Raw genomic sequence first — 21,816 nt, 5'->3', positions numbered from 1 at the left:
GCTGACGGACGCCAAAGCGAAGACTCAAAGCCGAGACGGCAACTAAAGGGAGCTAAAGAGAGCGCCTCATCGCCTGATGCGGAATCCCCGCCTCAAGATATTCCGGTCCATACGCCACATACCCCAGCCGCTCATAGAACCCCAGCGCATGCGTCTGCGCGTGCAGATCGACCGCCGTCAGCCCACGCGCGCGTGCCGCGTCCTCGATACCCCGAACGAGCGCGATGCCGACACCGAGCCCGCGCGCGGGCTTCAGGACGGCGAGCCGCCCCAGGGACCCGACACCGGGATCACCACCGGTCTTGGCGGCCGCCGCCTCGCCGAACAGCAGGCGCCCCGCGCCGATCGGCACCCCGTCCTCGCGGACGGCGAGGACATGCACGGCATCGGTGTCGTACGCGTCGTACTCCAGATCCTCGGGGACCCGCTGCTCGACGACGAAGACCTCCTTGCGCACCGCGAAGCAGGCCTCGCGGTCGGCTGGGTCCTCGGCCACCCGCACCGCGTACGACGCGCTCATGCGTAGGTCTCCTCCCGCACCTGGTCCAGCGCCTGCTGCAGGTCCGCGGGGTAGTCGCAGGCGAACTCGGCCCACTGCCCGTCCCCGGGGTGCTCGAAGCCGAGCCGCACGGCGTGCAGCCACTGCCGGGTCAGCCCGAGCCGCTTGGCGAGCGTCGGGTCCGCGCCGTACGTCAGGTCGCCCACGCACGGATGCCGGTGGGCCGCCATGTGGACGCGGATCTGATGCGTGCGCCCGGTCTCCAGCTTGATGTCGAGCAAGGAGGCCGCGCGGAACGCCTCGACCAGGTCGTAATGCGTCACGGAGGGCTTGCCCTCGGCCGTGACCGCCCACTTGTAGTCGTGGTTCGGGTGCCGTCCGATGGGCGCGTCGATGGTGCCGCTGGTCGGGTCCGGGTGGCCCTGCACCAGCGCGTGGTAGCGCTTGTCGACCGTGCGCTCCTTGAACTGGCGCTTGAGCGACGTGTACGCGTACTCCGACTTGGCCACCACCATCAGGCCCGACGTGCCCACGTCCAGGCGGTGCACGATGCCCTGGCGCTCGGCGGCGCCCGAGGTCGAGATGCGGTACCCGGCAGCCGCGAGCCCGCCGATCACCGTGGGGCCCGACCAGCCGGGGCTGGGGTGCGCGGCGACCCCGACGGGCTTGACGATCACCACCACGTCATCGTCGTCGTGCACGATCTCCATGCCCTCGACGGGCTCGGCGACGATCTGCACGGGCGCGGGCGCCTGCGGCATCTCGACCTCCAGCCACGCACCGCCCTGCACGCGCTCGGATTTGCCGACCGCAGTGCCGTCGACCAGCACCTTGCCTGCCGCGGCCAGCTCGGCCGCCTTCGTACGGGAGAAGCCGAACATGCGTGATATGGCGGCGTCGACGCGCTCGCCCTCCAGGCCGTCGGGCACGGGCAGGGTACGGATCTCGGGAACTGTGCTCACCCGTCGAGTATGCCGGACGGGACTGACAGCACCGTCGGCGAGGGAGCACGGTCCAAGGGGGCGCGCTCAGTTCAGACCCAGTTCCTGTCCTGCGGGCTCAGCTTTTGTGGACAGTGCCGTCCGGGTCGAGGCCGCGGAACGACAGCAGCACGATCAGGATGCCGCCGCAGACGATCGCCGAGTCGGCGAGATTGAAGACGGCGAAGCCCTTGGGGGCGATGAAGTCGACGACCGCCCCCTCGAAGACGCCCGGCGAGCGGAAGATCCGGTCCGTGAGGTTGCCGAGCGCCCCGCCGAGCAGCAGGCCGAGCGCGAAGGCCCAGGGCAGGCTGTAGAGCTTGCGCGCGAGGCGGGCGATCACCACGATCACGGCCGTCGCGATCACCGTGAAGATCACCGTGAAGGCCTCGCCGAAGCCGAAGGCCGCGCCCGCGTTGCGGATCGCCTCGAACCTCAGCCAGTCCCCGATGATCTCGATCGGCTCATGGTGCTCCAGCTTCGCGACCACGATGATCTTGCTGATCAGGTCCAGGGCGTATGCCAGGACGGCGACCGTGAACAGCACGGCGATCCGGCGCTTGCCCCTGGGCCGCTCGGCCTGCGCCGCCTTCTCCTCGGAACCTGAGTCGGATCCGGATGCCTCGGCCAGTCCGTCCGACTCCCTCGCCTCCCGGGAGTCGGACCGCTCGCCCGACGCCGCGCTCTTGTCGGTGTGCTCCGGCTCGGCCCCAGCCGCCTCCGGGATATCCGGCGTACCGATGATGCGCTCCGCCTCTGCCACGTGTGTCCCTCAACCTAGGTGCCTGACTGAGGACGAGAGTACGGCACGCTTCCAGGCACCCATGTGCCCCTTGGGCGCACCGGACCGCTCAGGAGCGGCGCTCCGTCTTCTGCTTGCATTCGACGCACAGGGTGGCGCGCGGGAAGGCCTGCATACGGGCCTTTCCGATGGGATTGCCGCAGCTCTCGCAGAGGCCGTACGTGCCCGCGTCCAGGCGCTCGAGGGCGCGCTCGGTCTGCTCCAGCATCTCCCGGGCGTTGGCCGCGAGCGCCATCTCGTGCTCACGCGTGATGTTCTTGGTGCCGGTGTCCGCCTGATCGTCGCCGGCACCGTCCCCGGAGTCGCGCATCAGACCCGCCAGCGACTCCTCGGAGTTGGTGATCTCGGCGCGTAGTCGCACCACCTCCGCGAGCAGCTCCGCACGCGCCTCCGCGACCTCTTCCGGGGTCCAGGGGTCCTCTCCGGGGCGTACGGCGAGCTCGCCAGGCTCTGCAGCGGCAAGCCGCGCCTTGGGAACCGCGGTGGCCTTGCCCGCCGCCGTGGCCGTACCAGGAGTCTTCTTCGCAACCACCGTCGTGGCTCCCGTCGTCTTCGCGGCCTCGGCCGCACCCTCGGCCGCGCAGGCGACCGCTTTCTTGGCCGTACGTGTGCGCGTGACGCTGCGCTTCTTACCAGCGGCCCCCTTGCCGGGAACCTCCTTGCCGCCGTCCCCCTTCCCGGGAATCTCCCTGCCGCCGGCCTTCCCTGCCGCGGCCTCGGCGGCCACGCCGGTGGTCTTCCTCACCGCGGTCTTCACCGCCGCCTTCTTGGCCGGTGCCTTCTTGGAGGCGCCCTCCTTTGCGGCTGCCTCTTTGGCGACTGCCTCTTCGATGGCGGCCTTCTTGGTGACCCCTTTCTCGGCAGCCCCCTTCTTGGCGACCGCCTTCGAAGCCACCTCCTTCTTGGTGGCCGTTTCCTCACCGGCCGCCTTCGTAGCCGCCGTCTGCCCAACGGCTGCCTTCGCGGCCGCCGCCTGCCCAGCGGCCGATTCCTCAGCGGGCGTCTTCGTGCCGCCGGCTTTCGGACGAGCCGTCCCTGAAGCAGCCTTCCTGGCAGTCACCCTCTTCGAAGCGCCGGCTCCCGAACCAGCCGTCTTCGTAGCGGCCGTCTTCTTGCTCACGGCAGCCGCTTTCGTACCCTCCGGCTTCCCGCCACCGGCAACACCGCCGGCACGGGAACCGACACCCGCCCCCGCAGCGGAGCGCCCCCGCGTGCTCTTCTTCCCGTTCACATCCTTGGCCGCCGCTCCGGCACCGCCCGCCGCCCCCGTGGTTCTCCTGGACGCCGACTGCGGTACGGCCGTCTTCTTCGCCACCATGGCCGCGGCCCCTTCACATATTGTGATCTTGTTCGCGAATCGTGCTGGGACGATAAATCGACTTCTGGCCCGCGGCAACGGGGCACGCTGCCCGATTCACCCGCCTCTCAGGTGCCACGTGGCGAGCCTGCAAGCGTTGTGCCCAGCTCCCCGCCAGGTAATCCGCCGAGTCCCCCGTACCGGGAGGCGAACCACGACCGCTGGCCATTCGGGTCAGTCCGTGCGCCTCCCCCACGCCCTGTGAGCCCCTGCCCATGGGTCCCGGAAAACCGGTCGGCCGCGGTCTGTCCGGCGCCGTACACTGGGCGGAGCGAAAAGCGTGGATGGGGACGAGTAGCGACGTACGCAGCCATGAGCGACCCGGGAACGGTGCGAGCCCGGGGGCGAGCGCGACGTGAAGATCACCCCGGAGCCGCCGGAAGAAAGCCGCAGCGACCAGCCGCGGCCGGTAGAACCGGCATCGCGACCCCAATGAGGGGGCTCACCGGAGCACAGCGCCCCGGAGGGCCAAGGAGGGTGGTACCGCGGGAGCGCGCCGCACACGGCGCAGGTGGCAACACGACTCTCGTCCCTCCGACGGAAGGCAGAAAGTCCGCCGGAGGAAGCTCGCCGATGAAACCGACGCAGTACCGCCAGGTGCCCGCCCAGGTCGACCTGCCCGCCCTCGAGCACGCCGTGCTCGACTTCTGGCGTGAGCAGAAGATCTTCGCCAAGAGCCTGGAGCAGTCCGAGGGCCGCCCGGAGTGGGTGTTCTACGAGGGCCCGCCCACCGCCAACGGCATGCCGGGCACCCACCACATCGAAGCCCGCGTCTTCAAGGACGTCTTCCCCCGCTTCCGCACCATGCGCGGCTACCACGTGGCCCGCAAGGCCGGGTGGGACTGCCACGGCCTGCCCGTGGAGCTGGCGGTGGAGAAGGAGCTCGGCTTCAACGGCAAGAAGGACATCGAGGCGTACGGCATCGCGGAGTTCAACGCCAAGTGCCGCGAGTCCGTGACCCGCCACACCGACGCCTTCGAAGAGCTCACGACCCGCATGGGGTACTGGACCGACCTCAGCGACCCGTACCGCACGATGGACCCGGAGTACGTCGAGTCGGTCTGGTGGTCGCTCAAGGAGATCTTCAACAAGGGCCTGCTGGTCCAGGACCACCGCGTCGCCCCCTGGTGCCCGCGCTGCGGCACGGGCCTGTCGGACCACGAGCTGGCACAGGGCTACGAGACGGTCGTTGACCCGTCGGTGTACGTCCGTTTCCCGCTCACCTCAGGTCCGCTCGCGGGCGAAGCCGCGCTCCTGGTGTGGACGACCACCCCGTGGACCCTGGTGTCCAACACCGCGGTCGCCGCCCACGCCGAGGTCACCTACGTCGTCGCGACCAACGGCGAGGAGAAGCTCGTCGTCGCCGAGCCGCTCGTCGCCAAGGCCCTGGGCGAGGGCTGGGAGACCACCGGCCAGACCTTCACGGGCGCCGAAATGGAGCGCTGGTCCTACCAACGTCCGTTCGAGCTCGTAGAGTTCCCGGCCGACGTCGAGACCCACTACGTCGTCAACGCCGAGTACGTCACGACCGACGACGGTACGGGTCTGGTCCACCAGTCCCCCGCCTTCGGTGAGGACGACCTCAGGGTCTGCCGCGCGTACGGCCTTCCGGTGGTCAACCCCGTCCGTCCCGACGGCACCTTCGAAGAGGACGTCCCCCTCGTCGGCGGCATCTTCTTCAAGAAGGCGGACGAAAAGCTCACCGAGGACCTCCAGCGACGCGGTCTGCTCTTCAAGCACACCCCGTACGAGCACAGCTACCCGCACTGTTGGCGCTGCCACACCGCGCTCCTCTACTACGCGCAGCCGTCCTGGTACATCCGCACCACGGCCGTCAAGGACCGCCTCCTCCAGGAGAACGAGAAGACCAACTGGTTCCCGGAGACGGTCAAGCACGGCCGCTACGGCGACTGGCTGAACAACAACATCGACTGGGCCCTGTCCCGCAACCGCTACTGGGGCACGCCGCTGCCCGTCTGGCGCTGCGAGAACGACCACCTCACCTGCGTGGGCTCCCGGGCCGAGCTGACCGAGCTGACCGGCACGGACCAGTCGAACCTCGACCCGCACCGCCCGTACATCGACGAGGTCACGTTCGCGTGCCCCCAGGACGGCTGCGGGCAGACGGCCACGCGCGTGCCGGAGGTCATCGACGCCTGGTACGACTCGGGTTCGATGCCGTTCGCGCAGTGGGGCTACCCGTACAAGAACAAGGACCTCTTCGAGTCCCGCTACCCCGCGCAGTTCATCAGCGAGGCCATCGACCAGACGCGTGGCTGGTTCTACACGCTGATGGCCGTCGGCACGCTGGTCTTCGACAAGTCCTCGTACGAGAACGTCGTCTGCCTGGGCCACATCCTCGCCGAGGACGGCCGCAAGATGTCCAAGCACCTGGGCAACATGCTCCCGCCGATCCCGCTGATGGACCAGCACGGCGCGGACGCGGTCCGATGGTTCATGGCGGCCGGCGGCTCCCCCTGGGCGGCCCGCCGCGTCGGCCACAACACCATCCAGGAGGTCGTCCGCAAGACGCTCCTGACGTACTGGAACACGGTCGCCTTCCAGGCCCTGTACGCCCGCACGTCGAACTGGGCGCCCAGTGACGCGGACCCGGCTCCGGCCGACCGCCCGGTCCTGGACCGCTGGCTCCTGTCCGAACTCCACGCGCTCACCGACCAGGTGACCCAGTCCCTGGAGGCGTACGACACCCAGCGCGCCGGAAAGCTCCTGTCGGCATTCGTCGACGACCTTTCCAACTGGTACGTACGCCGCTCCCGTCGCCGCTTCTGGCAGGGCGACAAGGCGGCGCTGCGCACCCTGCACGAGGTCGTCGAGACGGTCACACGTCTGATGGCCCCGCTGACACCGTTCATCACCGAGCGGGTCTGGCAGGACCTGGTGGTGCCGGTGACGCCGGGCGCCCCCGAGTCCGTACACTTGTCGTCCTGGCCCGAGGCGGATCTGTCCGTCATCGATCCGGAGCTGTCGAAGCAGATGGTGCTCGTACGCCGTCTCGTGGAGCTGGGCCGTGCCACGCGAGCGGAGTCGGGCGTGAAGACGCGTCAACCGCTGTCGCGTGCGCTGGTCGCGGCGAACGGCTTCGAGGCGCTCGACGCCGAGCTGCACGCGCAGATCACGGAAGAACTGAACGTTTCCTCGCTGGCGTCGCTGAGTGACGTGGGCGGCTCGCTGGTCGACACGACCGCCAAGGCCAACTTCCGTGCGCTGGGCAAGCGGTTCGGCAAGCGTGTCCAGGACGTGGCCAAGGCCGTCGCGAACGCGGACGCGGCAGCGCTGTCCCTGGCCCTGCGCGAGGGTACGGCCTCGGTCGAGGTCGACGGCGAGACCGTACCCCTCGCCCCGGACGAGGTCATCATCACGGAGACCCCGCGCGAGGGCTGGTCCGTCGCCTCGGACTCCGGCGCGACGGTCGCCCTCGACCTGGAGATCACCGAGGAGCTGCGCCAGGCGGGCCTGGCCCGTGACGCGATCCGCCTGATCCAGGAGGCCCGCAAGAACAGTGGCCTCGACGTGGCCGACCGCATCGCCCTGCGCTGGACCTCCACGGACCCGAAGGTCACCGCGGCCCTCACGGAGCACTCCGCCCTCATCGCGGACGAGGTCCTCGCCACGGACTTCGACTCCGGCGAGGCGGACGACACATTCGGCGCCCCGTTCACGGACGAGTCGCTGCAGCTGACGTTCCGCCTCCGCAAGGCGTAAGCACGCACAGCACGCGCAAAGGCCCGGGCCCGCCGAACTTCCTTGGCGGGTCCGGGCCTTCGGCGTTGCGTGCCCACGCACAGACGCTCGCCAGGTCAGCACAAAAGGGCGAGACAAAAGGCGAGGCCCCCGGAAATCCGGGGGCCTCGCCCTGAACGCTGCCGACGCCTAAGGCGTATTAGAGGCCGTCAGTTGTCGTCCTCGTCGATCAGGAACCCACGCATCGGCGAAGGAGCCTGGCCCATCGGCGACGGGCCCTGCGGCCGTACCGGCGCCATCGGCTGGGTCATGGCCGGGGACATCTGCTGCTGGCCGCCGTAGGACGGAGCAGCGGGGGCCGGGCCACCCATCGACTGGTTGCCGCCGTACGACGGCGCGCTCGCACCGGCCGGCGCCATGGACGGCGACGACGACGGCAGCGAGGCGGCCGCGGGCTGACGCGGCGGAGCCAGCGAGTCGTCCGCCTGAGTCTCCAGCTGACGCAGCTGGGACTCGAGGTAGGACTTGAGCCGCGTACGGTACTCGCGCTCGAAGCCGCGCAGATCCTCGACCTTGCGCTCCAGCGTGGCGCGAGCGGACTCCAGGGAGCCCATCGCTACGCGGTGCTTCTCCTGCGCGTCCCGCTCCAGGGCGTCCGCCTTGGCGCGGGCGTCCCGCTCCAGACCCTCGGCACGGCTGCGCGCCTCACCGACGATCTTGTTGGCCTCGGAACGCGCCTCGGCGATCGCCTGGTCGGCGGTCTGCTGAGCCAGTGAGAGCACGCGGGCCGCGCTGTCGCCACCCGGACCACCCTGGCCGGGGCCGCCCATCTGCTGCGGAGGACCGCCCATGGGGCCACCCATGGGACCGCCCATCGGGCCACCCATCTGCTGCGGCAGCTGCCCCTGCATCGGGCCGGGGCCCTGACCCATCTGACCCTGCCCCATCGGCCCCTGGCCCATCTGGCCGGGACCACCGGGCCCCTGCGGACCGCCCTGTCCGCCGGGGCCGGCAGGCAGCTGCGGTGCACCGCTCGGCAGCGCGGGCGGACCACCCATGGGGCCACCCATCTGCTGCTGCGGCGGGCCCGATATGCCGGCGGGTACGGGACCGCCCGGACCACCGCGCATACCCTCCGGACCACCGCGCATACCCTGCGGCGGCCCCTGTTGCCCCTGATCCTGGGGTTCAGGCGGCTTGCGCATGCCCTGCTGCTGGTTCTGCGCGGCGGCACGCGTGGCGGCGGCCAGCTTGGCGCGCAGGTCCTCGTTCTCGCGGAGCAGGCGGGTCAGTTCGGCTTCGACCTCATCGAGGAAGGCATCGACCTCGTCCTCGTCATAGCCTTCTCGGAGGCGGACGGTCGTGAACTGCTTGTTCCGCACGTCCTCGGGGGTCAACGGCATCTCTTCACCTCAACGTAGTCGTCGGCATCGTCGGCGTTCGGCAAGACCGTATCGTTCACAGCCGGCTCACAACGGAGATCAGGATGTAGACGATGATCATCAGTACGAAGAAGGACAGGTCGAGCGCCACGCCCCCGAGACGCAGCGGCGGGATGAACCGCCGCAGAAGCTTGAGCGGTGGATCCGTGACAGTGTAGGTGGCCTCGAGAACGACCACCATCGCCTTGCCGGGTTGCCATGAGCGGGCGAACTGGAAGACGTAGTCCATGACAAGCCGGAAGATCAACACGATGAGGAAACACATCAGCGCGATGTAGACAACATCCAAGACCACGCTCATGATCCGCGCTTCCCTCTCCCCTGTTGCTGTGCTCTGTCCGGTCCTACGTATCAGCTCTGGTTGAAGAACCCGCCCTCTGCGATGCGGGCCTTGTCCTCCGCCGTGACATCGACGTTAGCAGGCGACAACAGGAACACCTTCTGCGTCACCCTCTCGATACTCCCATGAAGACCAAACACCAAACCGGCAGCAAAGTCGACAAGTCGCTTGGCATCGGTGTCATCCATCTCGGTCAAGTTCATGATCACCGGGGTGCCTTCACGGAAGTGTTCCCCGATGGTACGGGCCTCGTTGTAGGTCCGAGGGTGCAGTGTGGTGATCCGGTACGGCTCTCGTTCCGACACGACCTTGGGCATGATCACCGGTGCGTTCTTCTCCAGGCTTTGACGTTCTTGTGTGATGGACGCCACGGGGGCGATTCGCGCCGGACGTCCGGATTCCGCCGATAGCGAAGGGGAATGTGACACGGGATCACGCTGCACCGGAGGCTGCACCACTCGTACCGATTCGTCCCGTTGGGACTGATGCGACTGGTGCGACTGATGCGGCGGCTCGTGCCGCCGGCGGTCCCGCTCGGGCTCGGGATCAAGCTCGGGCTCGAAGTCGTCGTCGGGGTCGAAGCCCCTGCCGTCGTACCCATCGTCCTCCACGAGGCCGAGGTAGACCGCCATCTTGCGCATCGCGCCGGCCATTGCTCTGAGTCCTCCGCTCTGTGGTGGATCGGCTGACTATTGCCAAGTGCCCGCGATCCACGAGGTCGTTATGCCGCTTTCGGCGGTAATGACCATATTTTCTGCTGTGGTCCGACTTCTTGGCGACGTTACCCGAGCCCGGGACGGACTCCGAGTACCGCGGTGCCGACGCGTACATGTGTCGCTCCGGCCGCCACGGCCTGTTCGAGGTCCGAACTCATCCCTGCCGAGACCATGTTCGCAGCCGGATGAGCCCTGCGCAGGTCAGTCGACAAATCCATCAACCGCTCGAACGCCGCCTGTTCACGCCCCGCGTACGGTCCGGTGAGCGGAGCGACGGTCATCAGTCCGTCAAGTCGCAACCCCGGAGCCCTCACGACAAGTTCGCCCAACTCTTCGACTCCGTCCGGCCCTACGCCCCCGCGCGCCCCCCGGCCGCTCGCGTCCGCGTCGAGCGCGACCTGGATGAGACAGCCCACCTCGCGCCCGGCACGTACGACTTCCTTCGACAGAGCCGTGACGAGCCGGGACCGGTCGACCGACTGCACAATTCCCGCATAACCGACCACGGAACGCACCTTGTTGGTCTGCAACTGACCGACGAAGTGCCAGGTGAGGGGCAGATCCGAGCACTCGGCGGCCTTGGGCGCCGCGTCCTGGTCCCGGTTCTCGGCGACGTGCCGCACACCGAGTTCCGACAGGATGCGCACATCGCTCGCGGGGTAGGTCTTGGTGACCACGATGAGGGTCACCTCTTCGCGCTTGCGGCCCGCGGCCACACAGGCCGCAGTGATGCGTTCCTCAACTTGTGCGAGATTTCTGGCGAGTTGCGCCTTACGGTCCGTCATGTCCCATCAGTCCAGCCACACATAGCCCGCGAGCCGACCGGTGGTGCGATCGCGACGGTACGAGAAGTGGTCGCCCGATTCGAGCGTGCACACCGGCGACTGCTCCCGGTCGCGCACCCCGAGCCGCTCCAGCTGGGCGTGCACTCCCGCGGTCACGTCGACCGCCGGAGTTCCCCAACTGGTCTCGGCGTACGCCGCCGGCTCGACGGCGGCGACCTCGGCGCGCATCGCGTCCGGCACCTCGTAGCAACGGCCGCAGACGGCGGGGCCGGTGCGGGCGACGATCCGGCCCGGCTCCGCGCCGAGGCCGACCATCGCCGCGACGGCGGCGGGCACGACCCCGGCGACCATGCCGGGCCGTCCCGCATGAGCGGCGGCGACGACTCCGGCGTCGGGATCGGCGAGCAGGACGGGCGTGCAGTCGGCGGTGAGGACGGCGAGGGCGAGACCACGGCGGTTGGCGACGACGGCGTCGACCTCCGGCACGGGACGGTCCCCCCAGGGTTCGTCGACCACCGCCACGTCCCGCCCGTGCACCTGGTTCATCCAGACGACCCGGGCAGGATCGAGGCCGAGCGACTTGGCAGCCAGTTCGCGATTGGTGCGTACGGCGTCGGGGTCGTCGCCGACGGCTCCGCCGAGGTTGAGCTCCTCGTACGGAACGGCGCTCACCCCGCCCCACCTGTCGGTGAAGGCGAAGTGGGCGCCGCCCACTGTGCTCGTTTCGGAGCGATGTCCTATCACTTGAGGAAGTCCGGCACGTCCAGTTCCTCGGCCGCGCTGTCGGAGTAGGTCCGCGACGGCGGGACGGGCGGGGCGACCGGCAGTTCGTTCACCGGCTCGGGGGCGGGCTCCTGCGTCTCCTCGCGCGGCGTGACGCTGCCGAGCGAGCCGAAGGACGGGCGGCTCTCGGAGGGCCGTACCGACGAGGACTCCTCGCGCTTGGCGGAGGAGCCGAGGACGTTGTCCCGCTTGGACGGGGGCTGTCCGCCGTCGAAGCCGGCCGCGATGACCGTGACCCGGACCTCGTCGCCGAGGGCGTCGTCGATCACCGCGCCGAAGATGATGTTGGCCTCGGGGTGTGCGGCCTCGCTCACCAGCTGGGCGGCTTCGTTGATCTCGAACAGGCCGAGGTCGGAGCCGCCGGAGATGGAGAGCAGTACGCCACGGGCGCCGTCGATGGAGGCTTCCAGGAGCGGCGAAGAGATCGCCATCTCGGCGGCGGCCACCGCACGGTCGTCGCCGCGGGCGGAGCCGATGCCCATGAGCGCCGAACCCGCTTCGGACATCACGGACTTGACGTCGGCGAAGTCGAGGTTGATGAGACCGGGGGTGGTGATGAGGTCGGTGATGCCCTGGACACCGGAAAGCAGCACCTGGTCGGCGGACTTGAAGGCGTCGAGCACGCTGACCTGGCGGTCCGAGATGGACAGCAGCCGGTCGTTCGGGATGACGATGAGGGTGTCGACCTCTTCGCGGAGCTCGGCGATGCCGTCCTCGGCCTGGTTGGCGCGGCGCCGGCCCTCGAAGGTGAACGGGCGCGTGACCACGCCGATGGTGAGGGCGCCGAGGGAACGGGCGATGTTGGCCACGACGGGCGCGCCGCCGGTGCCGGTGCCGCCGCCTTCACCGGCCGTCACGAAGACCATGTCGGCCCCCTTGAGGACCTCCTCGATCTCCTCGCGGTGATCCTCGGCGGCCTTGCGGCCGACGGCCGGGTTGGCTCCGGCGCCGAGTCCGCGGGTGAGTTCACGGCCGACGTCGAGCTTGACGTCGGCGTCGCTCATCAACAGGGCTTGCGCGTCGGTGTTGATGGCGATGAACTCGACGCCCTTGAGACCGACCTCGATCATCCGGTTGATGGCATTGACACCACCGCCGCCGACACCGATGACTTTGATGACTGCGAGGTAGTTCTGCGGTGCTGCCACGTCGAAGGCCTCTCGCCTCGAGTTACGTGTCGCCGCCTCGCGGTTGCCCGCGATCCGACGACTGATGCCGAATGGGACGGTCCGAACGCCGACCCGAACCCTAACGCTGAAGTTTAGGGTTACCAGTGTGTCCGTTGCTGGTTTTCGTCTGACCCTTCCGAACAGGACACTAAGTCGACAAGTGGCGCACGTTCAACGAACACGCCGAACCTCCCGTTTTTCTTTTCACCCTATGTGATCAGCCGTAGCACTGCCCAACCAGGGTGCTGGCCTGCGCGTATGTGCGTCAACTCCCTGATGACGCAGGGGCGGTGGGAACACTGACATCGAAGTGCCTTGCGTCGGATGCGGCTTTCATGAGAGCGGTCAGCGTTCTGGCCTTGGCGCGGCCCTTCTCGGCACTGCCCCACGCGACGGTCCGGTTTCCGCTCAACTCCAGCGAGATGGAGTCGTACGAACGGACCTTGACGGTACGGGTCTCGCGCGCGACGGCGGCCGGAAGGGCACCCGCGACGCGTACCGCCTCGAGCACCAGCCGGCCGGTTCCGAAGCGTCGAAGGCTCGCGGACTGCGCGGTTCCCGAGGAAGACTGAGGCACCGTCAATTTCAGTTCGGGCACCCCACTCGGAGCGCGGGAAACCGTGGCGTATCGCACTCCCCCGGCGTCCACTTCGACGAACTTTCCACCTTTTTTCACCACCAGAACCGGAGTACGTTCTTTCACTTTCAGCCCGATTTCGTCGGGCCAGGAACGGGTGACATCAACCGAGTCAATTCGGGGCAATTTCGTACGCAGTCTTGCCTCAATGGCATCGGTGTCGATGGAAATCAACGGCGACCCGCGCGGCACGTCCGCCGCCGCGAGCACCTGCTCGTCCGTCAGGACCCGCATCCCCGAAGGCGATACGCGCTCCGCGCGCAGCCACGCCGAGCCGTAGAGCAGCCAGACGCCGCCCACGGCGAGGAGTACGACGCAGACGAGCAGGACGAGGAGCCTACGAGGCCGGGACAGCCTCCTGAGGCGGGGCGGCCGGGGCGGGCCGGGCCGAAGTCTCTCGCGGTCGCCGCGCTCTGCGGTCGTCGGTCCGGCCACGCTCCCCTGCCTTCTGTCACGCGTTAGCGGCGTGACGCGATCGCCTCGTACACCATCCCGACGAGCAGCTCGTCGGCGTCCCGGCGGCCGAACTCCGTGGCGGCGCGGGACATCTCGAACAGCCGGTGCGGATCCGCGAGCACGGGCAGGACGTTGGACTGGACCCACTGGGGCGTCAGTTCCGCGTCGTCGACGAGGAGTCCGCCGCCCGCCTTGACCACCGGCTGGGCGTTCAGCCGCTGTTCGCCGTTGCCGATCGGCAGCGGGACGTAAGCGGCGGGCAGTCCGACGGCGGCGAGTTCGGCGACGGTCATCGCGCCCGCCCGGCAGAGCATCATGTCGGCCGCGGCGTACGCGAGATCCATCCGGTCCACGTACGGTACCGGGATGTACGGGGGCATCCCCGGCATCTGCTGGACCTGCGGCAGCTCGTTCTTGGGGCCGACCGCGTGCAAGACCTGGATGCCGGCCTGCTGGAGGTACGGGGCGACCTGCTGGACCACCTCGTTGAGGCGGCGGGCGCCCTGTGAGCCGCCGGAGACCAGCAGGGTCGGCAGGGCGGGGTCGAGACCGAAGGCGGCGCGGGCCTCGGGGCGTACGGCGGCCCGGTCGAGGGTCGAGATGGAGCGGCGCAGCGGGATGCCGATGTAGCGGGCACCGCGGAGCTTGCTGTCCGGAGTCGAGACGGCGACCTGGGCGGCGTACCTCGAACCGATCTTGTTGGCCAGGCCTGGCCGCGCGTTGGCCTCGTGGATGACGATCGGGACGCCGAGGCGCTTGGCCGCGAGGTAGCCGGGCAGGGCGACGTAGCCGCCGAAGCCGACGACGGCGTCGGCCTTGGTGCGCTCCAGGATCTGCTCGGCCGCCTTGATCGTGCCGCGCAGCCGCCCGGGGACGGTGATCAGCTCGGGGGTGGGTTTGCGGGGCAGCGGGACGGCGGGGATCAGCGCGAGCTCATAGCCCCGCTCGGGCACGAGCCGGGTCTCGAGTCCGCGCTCCGTGCCCAGGGCCGTGATGCCCACGGTCGGGTCCTGCCTGCGCAGGGCGTCCGCGAGGGCGAGCGCGGGCTCGATGTGACCGGCGGTCCCTCCGCCGGCGAGTACGACATGCACCGAAATTCACCGCTCTCCGGACGAACGCGCCGAGGCACGCCGTCGCATCGTGTTCCAGCTCCGAGGTCTCCGACTGGTTCCGGAACCTCCAGCCCGCTTTCTACCAAAGCGTGGTTGTCGCATCGCAAGCGCCATCCGCGCAGCGGGATCCTCCCGCGCGAAGGCGATCAGGAGCCCGATGGCGAACATGGTCGGCAGCAAAGCGGAACCCCCGTAGGAGAACAGCGGGAGCGGGACTCCGGCGATCGGCAGCAGACCGAGCACCGCACCGATGTTGATCACGGCCTGGGCCGTGATCCAGGTGGTCACGCCTCCCGCGGCATACCTCACGAAGGGGTCCTCCGTGCGTCCGGCCACGCGGATACCCGCATAGCCTAGAGCGGCGAAGAGGGCGAGTACCGACAGCGTCCCCGCCAGGCCCAGTTCCTCCCCGGTGATGGCGAAGATGAAGTCTGTGTGCGCTTCTGGGAGTTGGCCCCATTTCTCCACGCTCGCACCGAGGCCGGAACCGAAAATTCCGCCGGAGGCGAGGGCGTAGATTCCGTGCACGGCCTGCCAGCACGTGTCGTTCGGTCCTGGCTCGGTGGCGCCGATGCAGGCCAGCCGCGCCATACGGTTCTGGCTGGTCGTGATCAGCATCAGACCGATCGTCCCGGCGATGGCCAGTACGCCCGCGAAGAGCCGCGTCGGAGCTCCGGCCAGCCAGAGCAGCCCGAACAGGATCGCGGTGAGGATGATCGCCGTGCCCATGTCGCCGCCGAGCATGATCAGTCCGAGCAGCATGAAGGCCACCGGCACGAGCGGCACGAGCATGTGCTTCCACTGGGTCAGCAGCCGCTTGTCCTGTTTACGGGCGAGCAGATCGGCGCCCCACAGTACGAGCGCGAGCTTGCCGAACTCACTGGGCTGGAGCTGGAACGGGCCGCCGATGGAGATCCAGTTCTGGTTGCCGTTCACCGCCACCCCTATCCCCGGAATCTGCACCAGGACCATCAGGAAGACGGAGCCCAGGAGCATCGGATACGCCAGCGCGCGGTGCAGCTTGGACGGCATCCGGGAGGCGATCAGCAGCAGGACCGTGCCCAGCACGGCCGCCAGGAACTGCTTCCGGAAGAAGTACGTTCCCGGCAGCGACAGTTGCAGCGCCTTGATCTGGGAGGCCGAGTACACCATCACGATCCCCAGCACGGTGATCAGCATGCTGCTGCCGAGGATCAGGTAGTACGCGGTCAGCGGCCGGTCCCAGGCACGGCGCGCACGCGTGTAGAGGCGGCGCACGGGGTTGTCGCCCGGCGGACGGGAGACGGCGGGGCGCCCGGTGACGCGCGGCGCGACGGGCCGGCCGGTGCGGTTACTCGGCATCGGCACCGTCCAGCGGCCCACGATGCACCGGCCACGATGGCGTCACGCGTCCCTCCCAAGGGTCCCGAGCGCCCGGACCGGCCCGCCCCGCTGTCAGGCGCTCGCGGCGCCGAGTTCGCGGACGGCCTCCGCGAACATGTCGCCGCGCTGGTTGTAGTTGGTGAACATGTCCATGGAGGCACAGGCGGGAGCCATGAGCACCGTGTCTCCGGCGTGGGCGAGCCGCGTCGCCTCCTGGACGGCCTCGAGCATCGCCCCAGTGTCGGTCCGGTCGAGGTCGACGACCGGTACCTCGGGCGCGTGTCGCGCCAGCGCCTGCCGGATCAGGGCCCGGTCGGCACCGAACAGGACGACGCCCCGAAGTCGCTTTGCCGACTTGGCGACCAGTTCGTCGAAGGTCGCTCCCTTGGCGAGCCCTCCGGCGATCCACACGATCGACTCGTACGCCGCCAAAGAGGCTTCCGCCGCATGCGTGTTGGTGGCCTTGGAGTCGTCGATGTAGGCGACCCCGCCGACGTCGGCGATGTGCTGGATGCGGTGCGCGTCCGGGCGGAAGGCCCGCAGCCCGTCGCGTACGGCCGTGGCGGGCGCTCCGTAGGCGCGCGCGAGGGCCGCCGCCGCAAGGGCGTTGGCGATGTTGTGCGGGGCGGGCGGCTGGACGTCGCCGACCTCGGCGAGTTCCTGGGCCTGCTTGTGCCGGTCCTCGACAAAGGCGCGGTCGACCAGGAGGCCCTCCACGACGCCGAGTTGGGACGGCCCGGGCGTGCCCAGCGTGAAGCCGATCGCCCGGCAGCCCTCCTCGACGTCCGCCGCGCGCACCAGGTCCTCGGTGGCCTTGTCCGCGACGTTGTAGACGCAGGCGACCCGATTGCCCTCGTAGATACGGCCCTTGTCGGCGGCGTAGGCCTCCATGGAGCCGTGCCAGTCGAGGTGGTCGGGCGCGAGGTTGAGCACGACGGCGGAGTGGGCGCGCAGGGAGGGCGCCCAGTGCAGCTGGTAGCTGGAGAGTTCGACGGCGAGGACGTCATACGGTTCCTCGCTCAGCACGACATCGATGATCGGCGTGCCGATGTTGCCCACGGCGGCCGTACGCAGGCCCGCGGCGCTCAGGATCGACGCGAGCATCTGCGTGGTGGTGGTCTTGCCGTTGGTGCCCGTGACGGCGAGCCAAGGGGCTGCGTCGGGGCCACGCAGAAGCCAGGCGATCTCTACGTCACCGACTACGTCCACGCCCGCCTTCGCGGCCGCGGCGAAGAGCGGCGAGGTGGGCTTCCAGCCCGGCGAGGTGACCACGAGGTCGGTGCCCTCGGGAAGGTTCTCGGCGTCCCCGAGACGTACCGAAATGCCCTCTGTCTCAAGGGATTCGGCCCGCTCCCGGAGTGCCGGGGAGGAGCCCCCGTCGACGACCGTGACGGACGCGCCGAGGCCGGCCAGGGCGCGGGCGGCGCTGATGCCGCTCACGCCGAGGCCGGCCACGGTGATGTTCCGGCCCTGCCAATTGGTCACTTGTCGGCCGCCCACCCTGCGTAGAAGAGACCCAGCCCCACGATCACGCACATGCCCTGGATGATCCAGAAGCGGACCACGACAAGGACTTCGGACCACCCCTTGAGTTCGAAGTGGTGCTGGAGCGGGGCCATGCGGAAGACGCGCTTGCCGGTCAGCCGGAAGGAGCCGACCTGGATGACGACCGACATGGTGATCAGGACGAAGAGACCGCCGAGCAGCGCGAGCAGCAGCTCGGTGCGGGAGCAGATGGCGAGTCCGGCGAGCGCGCCGCCGAGCGCCAGCGAGCCGGTGTCGCCCATGAAGATCTTGGCGGGTGAGGTGTTCCACCACAGGAAGCCGAAGCAGGCGCCCATCAGTGCGGAGGCGACGACCGCGAGGTCGAGTGGATCTCGTACTTCGAAGCAGGCGGTCGGGTTGGTCAGCGTGTCCCCGTTGGCGCAGGACTCCTGGAACTGCCAGACACCGATGAACGTGTAGGCGCCGAAGACCATGACGGAGGCGCCGGTGGCGAGGCCGTCCAGACCGTCGGTGAGGTTCACGCCGTTCGACATGGCGAGGATCATGAACAGCGCCCAGACCACGAACAGCACCGGTCCGATGGTCCAGCCGAAGTCCTGTACGAAGGAGAGCTTCGTGGAGGCCGGCGTCTGGCCCCGGCTGTCCGCGAACTGCAGCGAGAGCACGGCGAAACTGATGCCGACGATCAGCTGGCCGGCCATCTTGGCCTTGGCCCGCAGACCGAGCGACCTCCGCTTGACGATCTTGATGTAGTCGTCGAGGAAACCGACCAGGCCCATGCCGCCCATCAGCCCGAGCACCAGCACCCCGGAGAACGTCGGCGGCTTGCCGGTGATCACCTTGCTGAGGAAGTACGCGATGATCGTGGCCAGGATGAAGGCGATGCCGCCCATGGTCGGCGTACCGCGCTTGGCGTGGTGCTCGCGCGGGCCGTCGTCGCGGATGTACTGGCCGTAGCCCTTGCGGGCGAGGAGTTTGATCAGCAGCGGGGTGCCCACGAGAGTCAGGAACAGGCCGATGACTCCCGAGAACAGGATCTGGTTCATCATCGGGCGGCGACCTCACCCTCGGCACCCTCGAGCAGTGCCTGGGCCACCCACTCGAGCCCCACCGATCTGGACGCCTTCACGAGCACGACGTCCCCCGGGCGCAGCTCATTGCGCAACAGGTCGACAGCCGCCTGTGCGTCGGACACGTGCACCGACTCCTCACCCCACGAACCCTCGTTATATGCGCCCAGTTGGAGCCAGGACGCTTCCCTGCCCCCGACCGCGACGAGCTTGCTGACGTTGAGCCGGACGGCGAGCCGTCCGACCGCGTCGTGCTCGGCGAGCGCCTCGTCCCCGAGCTCGGCCATCTTGCCGAGCACCGCCCAGGTCCGGCCCCCCCGTGCCCGTGAGGCTCCGCCCATGGCAGCCAGCGCGCGCAGAGCCGCCCGCATGGATTCGGGGTTCGCGTTGTAGGCGTCGTTGACGACCGTCACGCCGTCCGGGCGCTCGGTGACCTCCATCCGCCAGCGGGAGAGGGAGCCCGCCTCGGAGAGCGCGACGGCGATCTCGTCTGCGGACATGCCCAGCTCATGGGCGACGGCGGCCGCGGCGAGCGCGTTCGACACGTGGTGCTCACCGTACAGGCGCATGGTCACATCGCTTGCACCGGAGGGTGTGTGAAGCCTGAACGCGGGCTGTCCGCTCTCCGTGAGCCGCACGTTCTCGGCCCGTACGTCCGCTTCGCCGGACTCCCCGAAGAGGATCACGCGTGCCTTCGTACGGGACGCCATGGCGCGTACGAGGGGATCGTCGGCATTGAGAATCGCGGCGCCCCCTTCGGGGAGCGCCTCCACCAGCTCGCCCTTGGCCTGGGCGATCTGCTCCCGTCCGCCGAACTCGCCGATGTGCGCGGTGCCGACGTTCAGGACGAGGCCGATCTTCGGCGGGGTCAAGTCCGCGAGGTAGCGGATGTGGCCGATGCCGCGGGCGCCCATCTCCAGGACGAGGAACTTCGTCTCCTCGGTGGCGCTGAGCGCGGTGAGGGGCAGCCCGATCTCGTTGTTGAGCGAGCCCGGCGTGAACACGGTCGGGGCCTTGCGCCGGAGTACCTGCGCGATCAGGTCCTTGGTGCTGGTCTTGCCCGCGGAACCGGTGAGGGCCACGAGGGTCGTGCCGAGTCGCTCGACGACGTGGCGGGCGAGGGCGCCGAGGGCCGCCTGGACGTCGTCCACGATGATCGCGGGCACGCCGACGGGCCGGGACGCCAGAACGGCGGCGGCGCCCTCCTCGACGACCTGTGCGGCGAAGTCGTGACCGTCCACGCGCTCGCCCACGAAGGCGACGAACAGACTGCCTGGCTCCACCTCACGGGAGTCCCTGACGACCGGTCCGGTGATCTGGACCGACGGATCCGGTATGTCGTACGTCTGCCCGCCGACGACTGAGGCGATCTCGGCGAGAGAGAGGGCGATCACAAGTTCATCCCTGGGTCTTCTGGATAGCTTCGCGAAGTACCTGGCGGTCGTCGAAGGGACGGACCACCCCGGCGATGTCCTGGCCCTGCTCGTGGCCCTTACCCGCGATCAGCACGGTGTCGCCGGGTTCGGCGCGGGCGACGGCCGCGGCGATCGCGGCGGCCCGGTCCTCGAAGACCGCGACCTCGCCGCGCTCGTGCGCCGGTACGTCTGCGGCGCCCGCGAGCATGGTGGCGAGGATCGCGAGGGGGTCCTCGGAGCGGGGGTTGTCCGACGTCAGTACGGCGGTGTCGGCGAGGCGGGCCGCGGCGGCGCCCATCGGCATCCGCTTGGACTTGTCACGGTCTCCGCCGCAGCCGAGCACGATGTGGATCTTGCCCTCGGTGACCTTGCGCAGGGCGCGCAGCACCGATTCCACGGCGTCCGTCTTGTGCGCGTAGTCGACGACCGCGAGGTACGGCTGGCCGGCGTCCACGCGTTCCAGGCGGCCCGGCACACCCGGTACGGCGGCGATGCCGTCGGCCGCGGTCTGGGCGTCGAGCCCGGCGGCGGCCAGGGCGACGACCGCGGCGAGGGTGTTGGCGACGTTGAAGGGGCCCGCGAGCGGCGACTTGGCGCTGATCCGCTCCCCCTTGGGGCCGATCGCGACGAACGTCGAGTCCAGCGGACCGACCTCGACGTCCTCGGCACGCCAGTCGGCGTCCGGGTGTCCCTCGGCGGAAAACGTCACCACAGGGACGGTGGCTTCCTTGACGAGCCTCCGTCCGTACTCGTCATCGAAGTTGACCACGCCGAAACGGCTGCGTTTCGGCGTGAACAGCTGCGCCTTGGCCCCGAAGTAGTCCTCCATGTCGGAGTGGAACTCCATGTGCTCCGGACTGAGGTTGGTGAAGACGGCGATGTCGAAGACACAGCCGTCGACCCGGCCGAGGACCAGTGCGTGGCTGGAGACCTCCATGGCGACCGCGTCCACGCCGCGCTCACGCATCACCGCGAACAGCGCCTGGAGGTCGGTGGCCTCGGGAGTCGTCCGCTCCGACTTGATGCGCTCGTCGCCGATACGCATCTCGACCGTGCCGATGAGTCCGGTGCTACGGACCGTCTTCAGGCCGCCCTCGATGAGGTACGCCGTCGTGGTCTTGCCCGAGGTACCCGTGATGCCGATCTGGAGGAGATCACGGCCGGGGTGACCGTAGATCGTGGCCGCCAGCTCGCCCATCCGTCCGCGCGGATCGTCGACGACGAGGACCGGAAGGCCGGTCGCGGCGGCCCGCTCCGCGCCGGTCCGGTCCGTGAGCACCGCCGCCGCGCCCAGGCCCGCGGCCTGCGTCACGAAGTCGGCTCCGTGCAGCCGGGCGCCGGGCAGGGCGGCGTAGAGGTCGCCGGGGCGTACGGCCCGGGAGTCGTGGGTGATGCCCGTGACCTCGGCCGCAGCGAGGGCGGTGACACCCAGCTGATCGGCGAGGTCCGCCAGGTCCGTGGCGGAGACCTGAACCGGTCGCGGCGGCCCCGGAAATGTCACAGGTACGCCCTTCTGGGTGGTTTGGGACTGATCAGCGTGTGGCACGGCGGTGAGCGTACCGGGCGCGCCCCCGGCTCTGCGAAGCGAGGGGCGGGGCTCCGGATGTTTCCCCGGGTCAGAAGTGATCGTTGTCACGAATTGGTTCCTGCTCGGTGTTCCGGGTGACTGGACATGTCCGGTGC

The 21,816-nt window shown here is 69.2% G+C and carries 18 protein-coding genes; 1 reads left to right on the top strand and 17 read right to left on the bottom strand.

The annotated features are described in order from the left end of the window. Nucleotides 1–52: 52 nt before the first annotated feature. The 4 genes from G6048_RS18215 to G6048_RS18200 form a co-directional block, all read right to left on the bottom strand. Nucleotides 53–520, bottom strand: a complete 468-nt coding sequence (locus G6048_RS18215; RefSeq protein WP_165340611.1) for a GNAT family N-acetyltransferase — start codon at nucleotides 518–520, stop codon at nucleotides 53–55. Next, nucleotides 517–1,461 (bottom strand): RluA family pseudouridine synthase, encoded by a 945-nt coding sequence (locus G6048_RS18210; protein ID WP_165340610.1) that lies wholly within the window; start codon nucleotides 1,459–1,461, stop codon nucleotides 517–519. Before G6048_RS18210 ends, G6048_RS18215 begins: the two co-directional genes overlap by 4 nt. Nucleotides 1,462–1,558: 97 nt before the next feature. Then, on the bottom strand, nucleotides 1,559–2,242 hold the full coding sequence (lspA, locus tag G6048_RS18205) for a signal peptidase II (protein ID WP_165340609.1): 684 nt from the start codon (nucleotides 2,240–2,242) through the stop codon (nucleotides 1,559–1,561). 88 nt (nucleotides 2,243–2,330) lie between these two features. Beyond that, nucleotides 2,331–3,599, bottom strand: a complete 1,269-nt coding sequence (locus G6048_RS18200) for a TraR/DksA family transcriptional regulator (protein WP_165340608.1) — start codon at nucleotides 3,597–3,599, stop codon at nucleotides 2,331–2,333. Nucleotides 3,600–4,211: 612 nt separating this feature from the next. Between G6048_RS18200 and ileS the strand changes: the two genes are divergently transcribed. Next, complete coding sequence (gene ileS / locus G6048_RS18190; protein WP_165340607.1) at nucleotides 4,212–7,361, top strand: isoleucine--tRNA ligase; 3,150 nt, start codon at nucleotides 4,212–4,214, stop codon at nucleotides 7,359–7,361. A gap of 188 nt (nucleotides 7,362–7,549) precedes the next feature. Here ileS and G6048_RS18185 read toward each other — a convergent pair whose 3' ends face one another. From G6048_RS18185 to G6048_RS18125, 13 genes are all read right to left on the bottom strand, one after another. Further along, complete coding sequence (locus tag G6048_RS18185; RefSeq protein ID WP_165340606.1) at nucleotides 7,550–8,743, bottom strand: DivIVA domain-containing protein; 1,194 nt, start codon at nucleotides 8,741–8,743, stop codon at nucleotides 7,550–7,552. A gap of 55 nt (nucleotides 8,744–8,798) precedes the next feature. Beyond that, the gene (locus tag G6048_RS18180; protein WP_033318070.1) at nucleotides 8,799–9,083 is read right to left on the bottom strand and encodes a YggT family protein; all 285 of its coding nucleotides are present in this window, start codon (nucleotides 9,081–9,083) and stop codon (nucleotides 8,799–8,801) included. A 50-nt stretch (nucleotides 9,084–9,133) separates the two neighbouring features. Beyond that, nucleotides 9,134–9,775: a cell division protein SepF gene (locus G6048_RS18175; protein WP_165340605.1), complete on the bottom strand. Its 642-nt coding sequence runs from the start codon at nucleotides 9,773–9,775 to the stop codon at nucleotides 9,134–9,136. 128 nt (nucleotides 9,776–9,903) lie between these two features. Next, nucleotides 9,904–10,623 carry a YggS family pyridoxal phosphate-dependent enzyme gene (locus tag G6048_RS18170; protein WP_165340604.1) on the bottom strand — a complete coding sequence of 240 codons (720 nt, stop codon included), beginning with the start codon at nucleotides 10,621–10,623 and terminating at the stop codon, nucleotides 9,904–9,906. Between the two features lie 6 nt (nucleotides 10,624–10,629). After that, nucleotides 10,630–11,337, bottom strand: a complete 708-nt coding sequence (gene pgeF, locus G6048_RS18165; RefSeq protein WP_165340603.1) for a peptidoglycan editing factor PgeF — start codon at nucleotides 11,335–11,337, stop codon at nucleotides 10,630–10,632. Nucleotides 11,338–11,363: 26 nt separating this feature from the next. Continuing rightward, nucleotides 11,364–12,554, bottom strand: coding sequence for a cell division protein FtsZ (gene ftsZ, locus G6048_RS18160; RefSeq protein WP_165340602.1), 1,191 nt, complete (start codon nucleotides 12,552–12,554; stop codon nucleotides 11,364–11,366). A gap of 286 nt (nucleotides 12,555–12,840) precedes the next feature. Next, nucleotides 12,841–13,647, bottom strand: a complete 807-nt coding sequence (locus tag G6048_RS18155; protein WP_165340601.1) for a cell division protein FtsQ/DivIB — start codon at nucleotides 13,645–13,647, stop codon at nucleotides 12,841–12,843. Nucleotides 13,648–13,670: 23 nt separating this feature from the next. Further along, on the bottom strand, nucleotides 13,671–14,759 hold the full coding sequence (gene murG / locus G6048_RS18150; protein WP_165340600.1) for an undecaprenyldiphospho-muramoylpentapeptide beta-N-acetylglucosaminyltransferase: 1,089 nt from the start codon (nucleotides 14,757–14,759) through the stop codon (nucleotides 13,671–13,673). Between the two features lie 6 nt (nucleotides 14,760–14,765). Beyond that, nucleotides 14,766–16,121, bottom strand: coding sequence for a putative lipid II flippase FtsW (gene ftsW / locus G6048_RS18145; RefSeq protein WP_165340599.1), 1,356 nt, complete (start codon nucleotides 16,119–16,121; stop codon nucleotides 14,766–14,768). A gap of 93 nt (nucleotides 16,122–16,214) precedes the next feature. After that, nucleotides 16,215–17,627, bottom strand: coding sequence for a UDP-N-acetylmuramoyl-L-alanine--D-glutamate ligase (gene murD, locus G6048_RS18140; protein WP_328826273.1), 1,413 nt, complete (start codon nucleotides 17,625–17,627; stop codon nucleotides 16,215–16,217). Beyond that, entirely contained in the window at nucleotides 17,624–18,697 is a 1,074-nt protein-coding gene (mraY, locus tag G6048_RS18135; RefSeq protein WP_165340597.1) for a phospho-N-acetylmuramoyl-pentapeptide-transferase, read from the bottom strand. The genes murD and mraY overlap by 4 nt, the downstream gene beginning before the upstream one ends. Next, nucleotides 18,694–20,112 carry a UDP-N-acetylmuramoyl-tripeptide--D-alanyl-D-alanine ligase gene (locus tag G6048_RS18130; protein ID WP_165340596.1) on the bottom strand — a complete coding sequence of 473 codons (1,419 nt, stop codon included), beginning with the start codon at nucleotides 20,110–20,112 and terminating at the stop codon, nucleotides 18,694–18,696. Before G6048_RS18130 ends, mraY begins: the two co-directional genes overlap by 4 nt. A gap of 4 nt (nucleotides 20,113–20,116) precedes the next feature. Then, entirely contained in the window at nucleotides 20,117–21,634 is a 1,518-nt protein-coding gene (locus tag G6048_RS18125; protein ID WP_165340595.1) for a UDP-N-acetylmuramoyl-L-alanyl-D-glutamate--2,6-diaminopimelate ligase, read from the bottom strand. Nucleotides 21,635–21,816 lie beyond the last annotated feature (182 nt).

Source organism: Streptomyces ureilyticus, assembly GCF_011045025.1.
GTDB lineage: Bacteria > Actinomycetota > Actinomycetes > Streptomycetales > Streptomycetaceae > Streptomyces > Streptomyces ureilyticus.
Note: the sequence above shows the minus strand (reverse complement) of the source record. Positions and strands in the feature narration are given on the sequence as shown.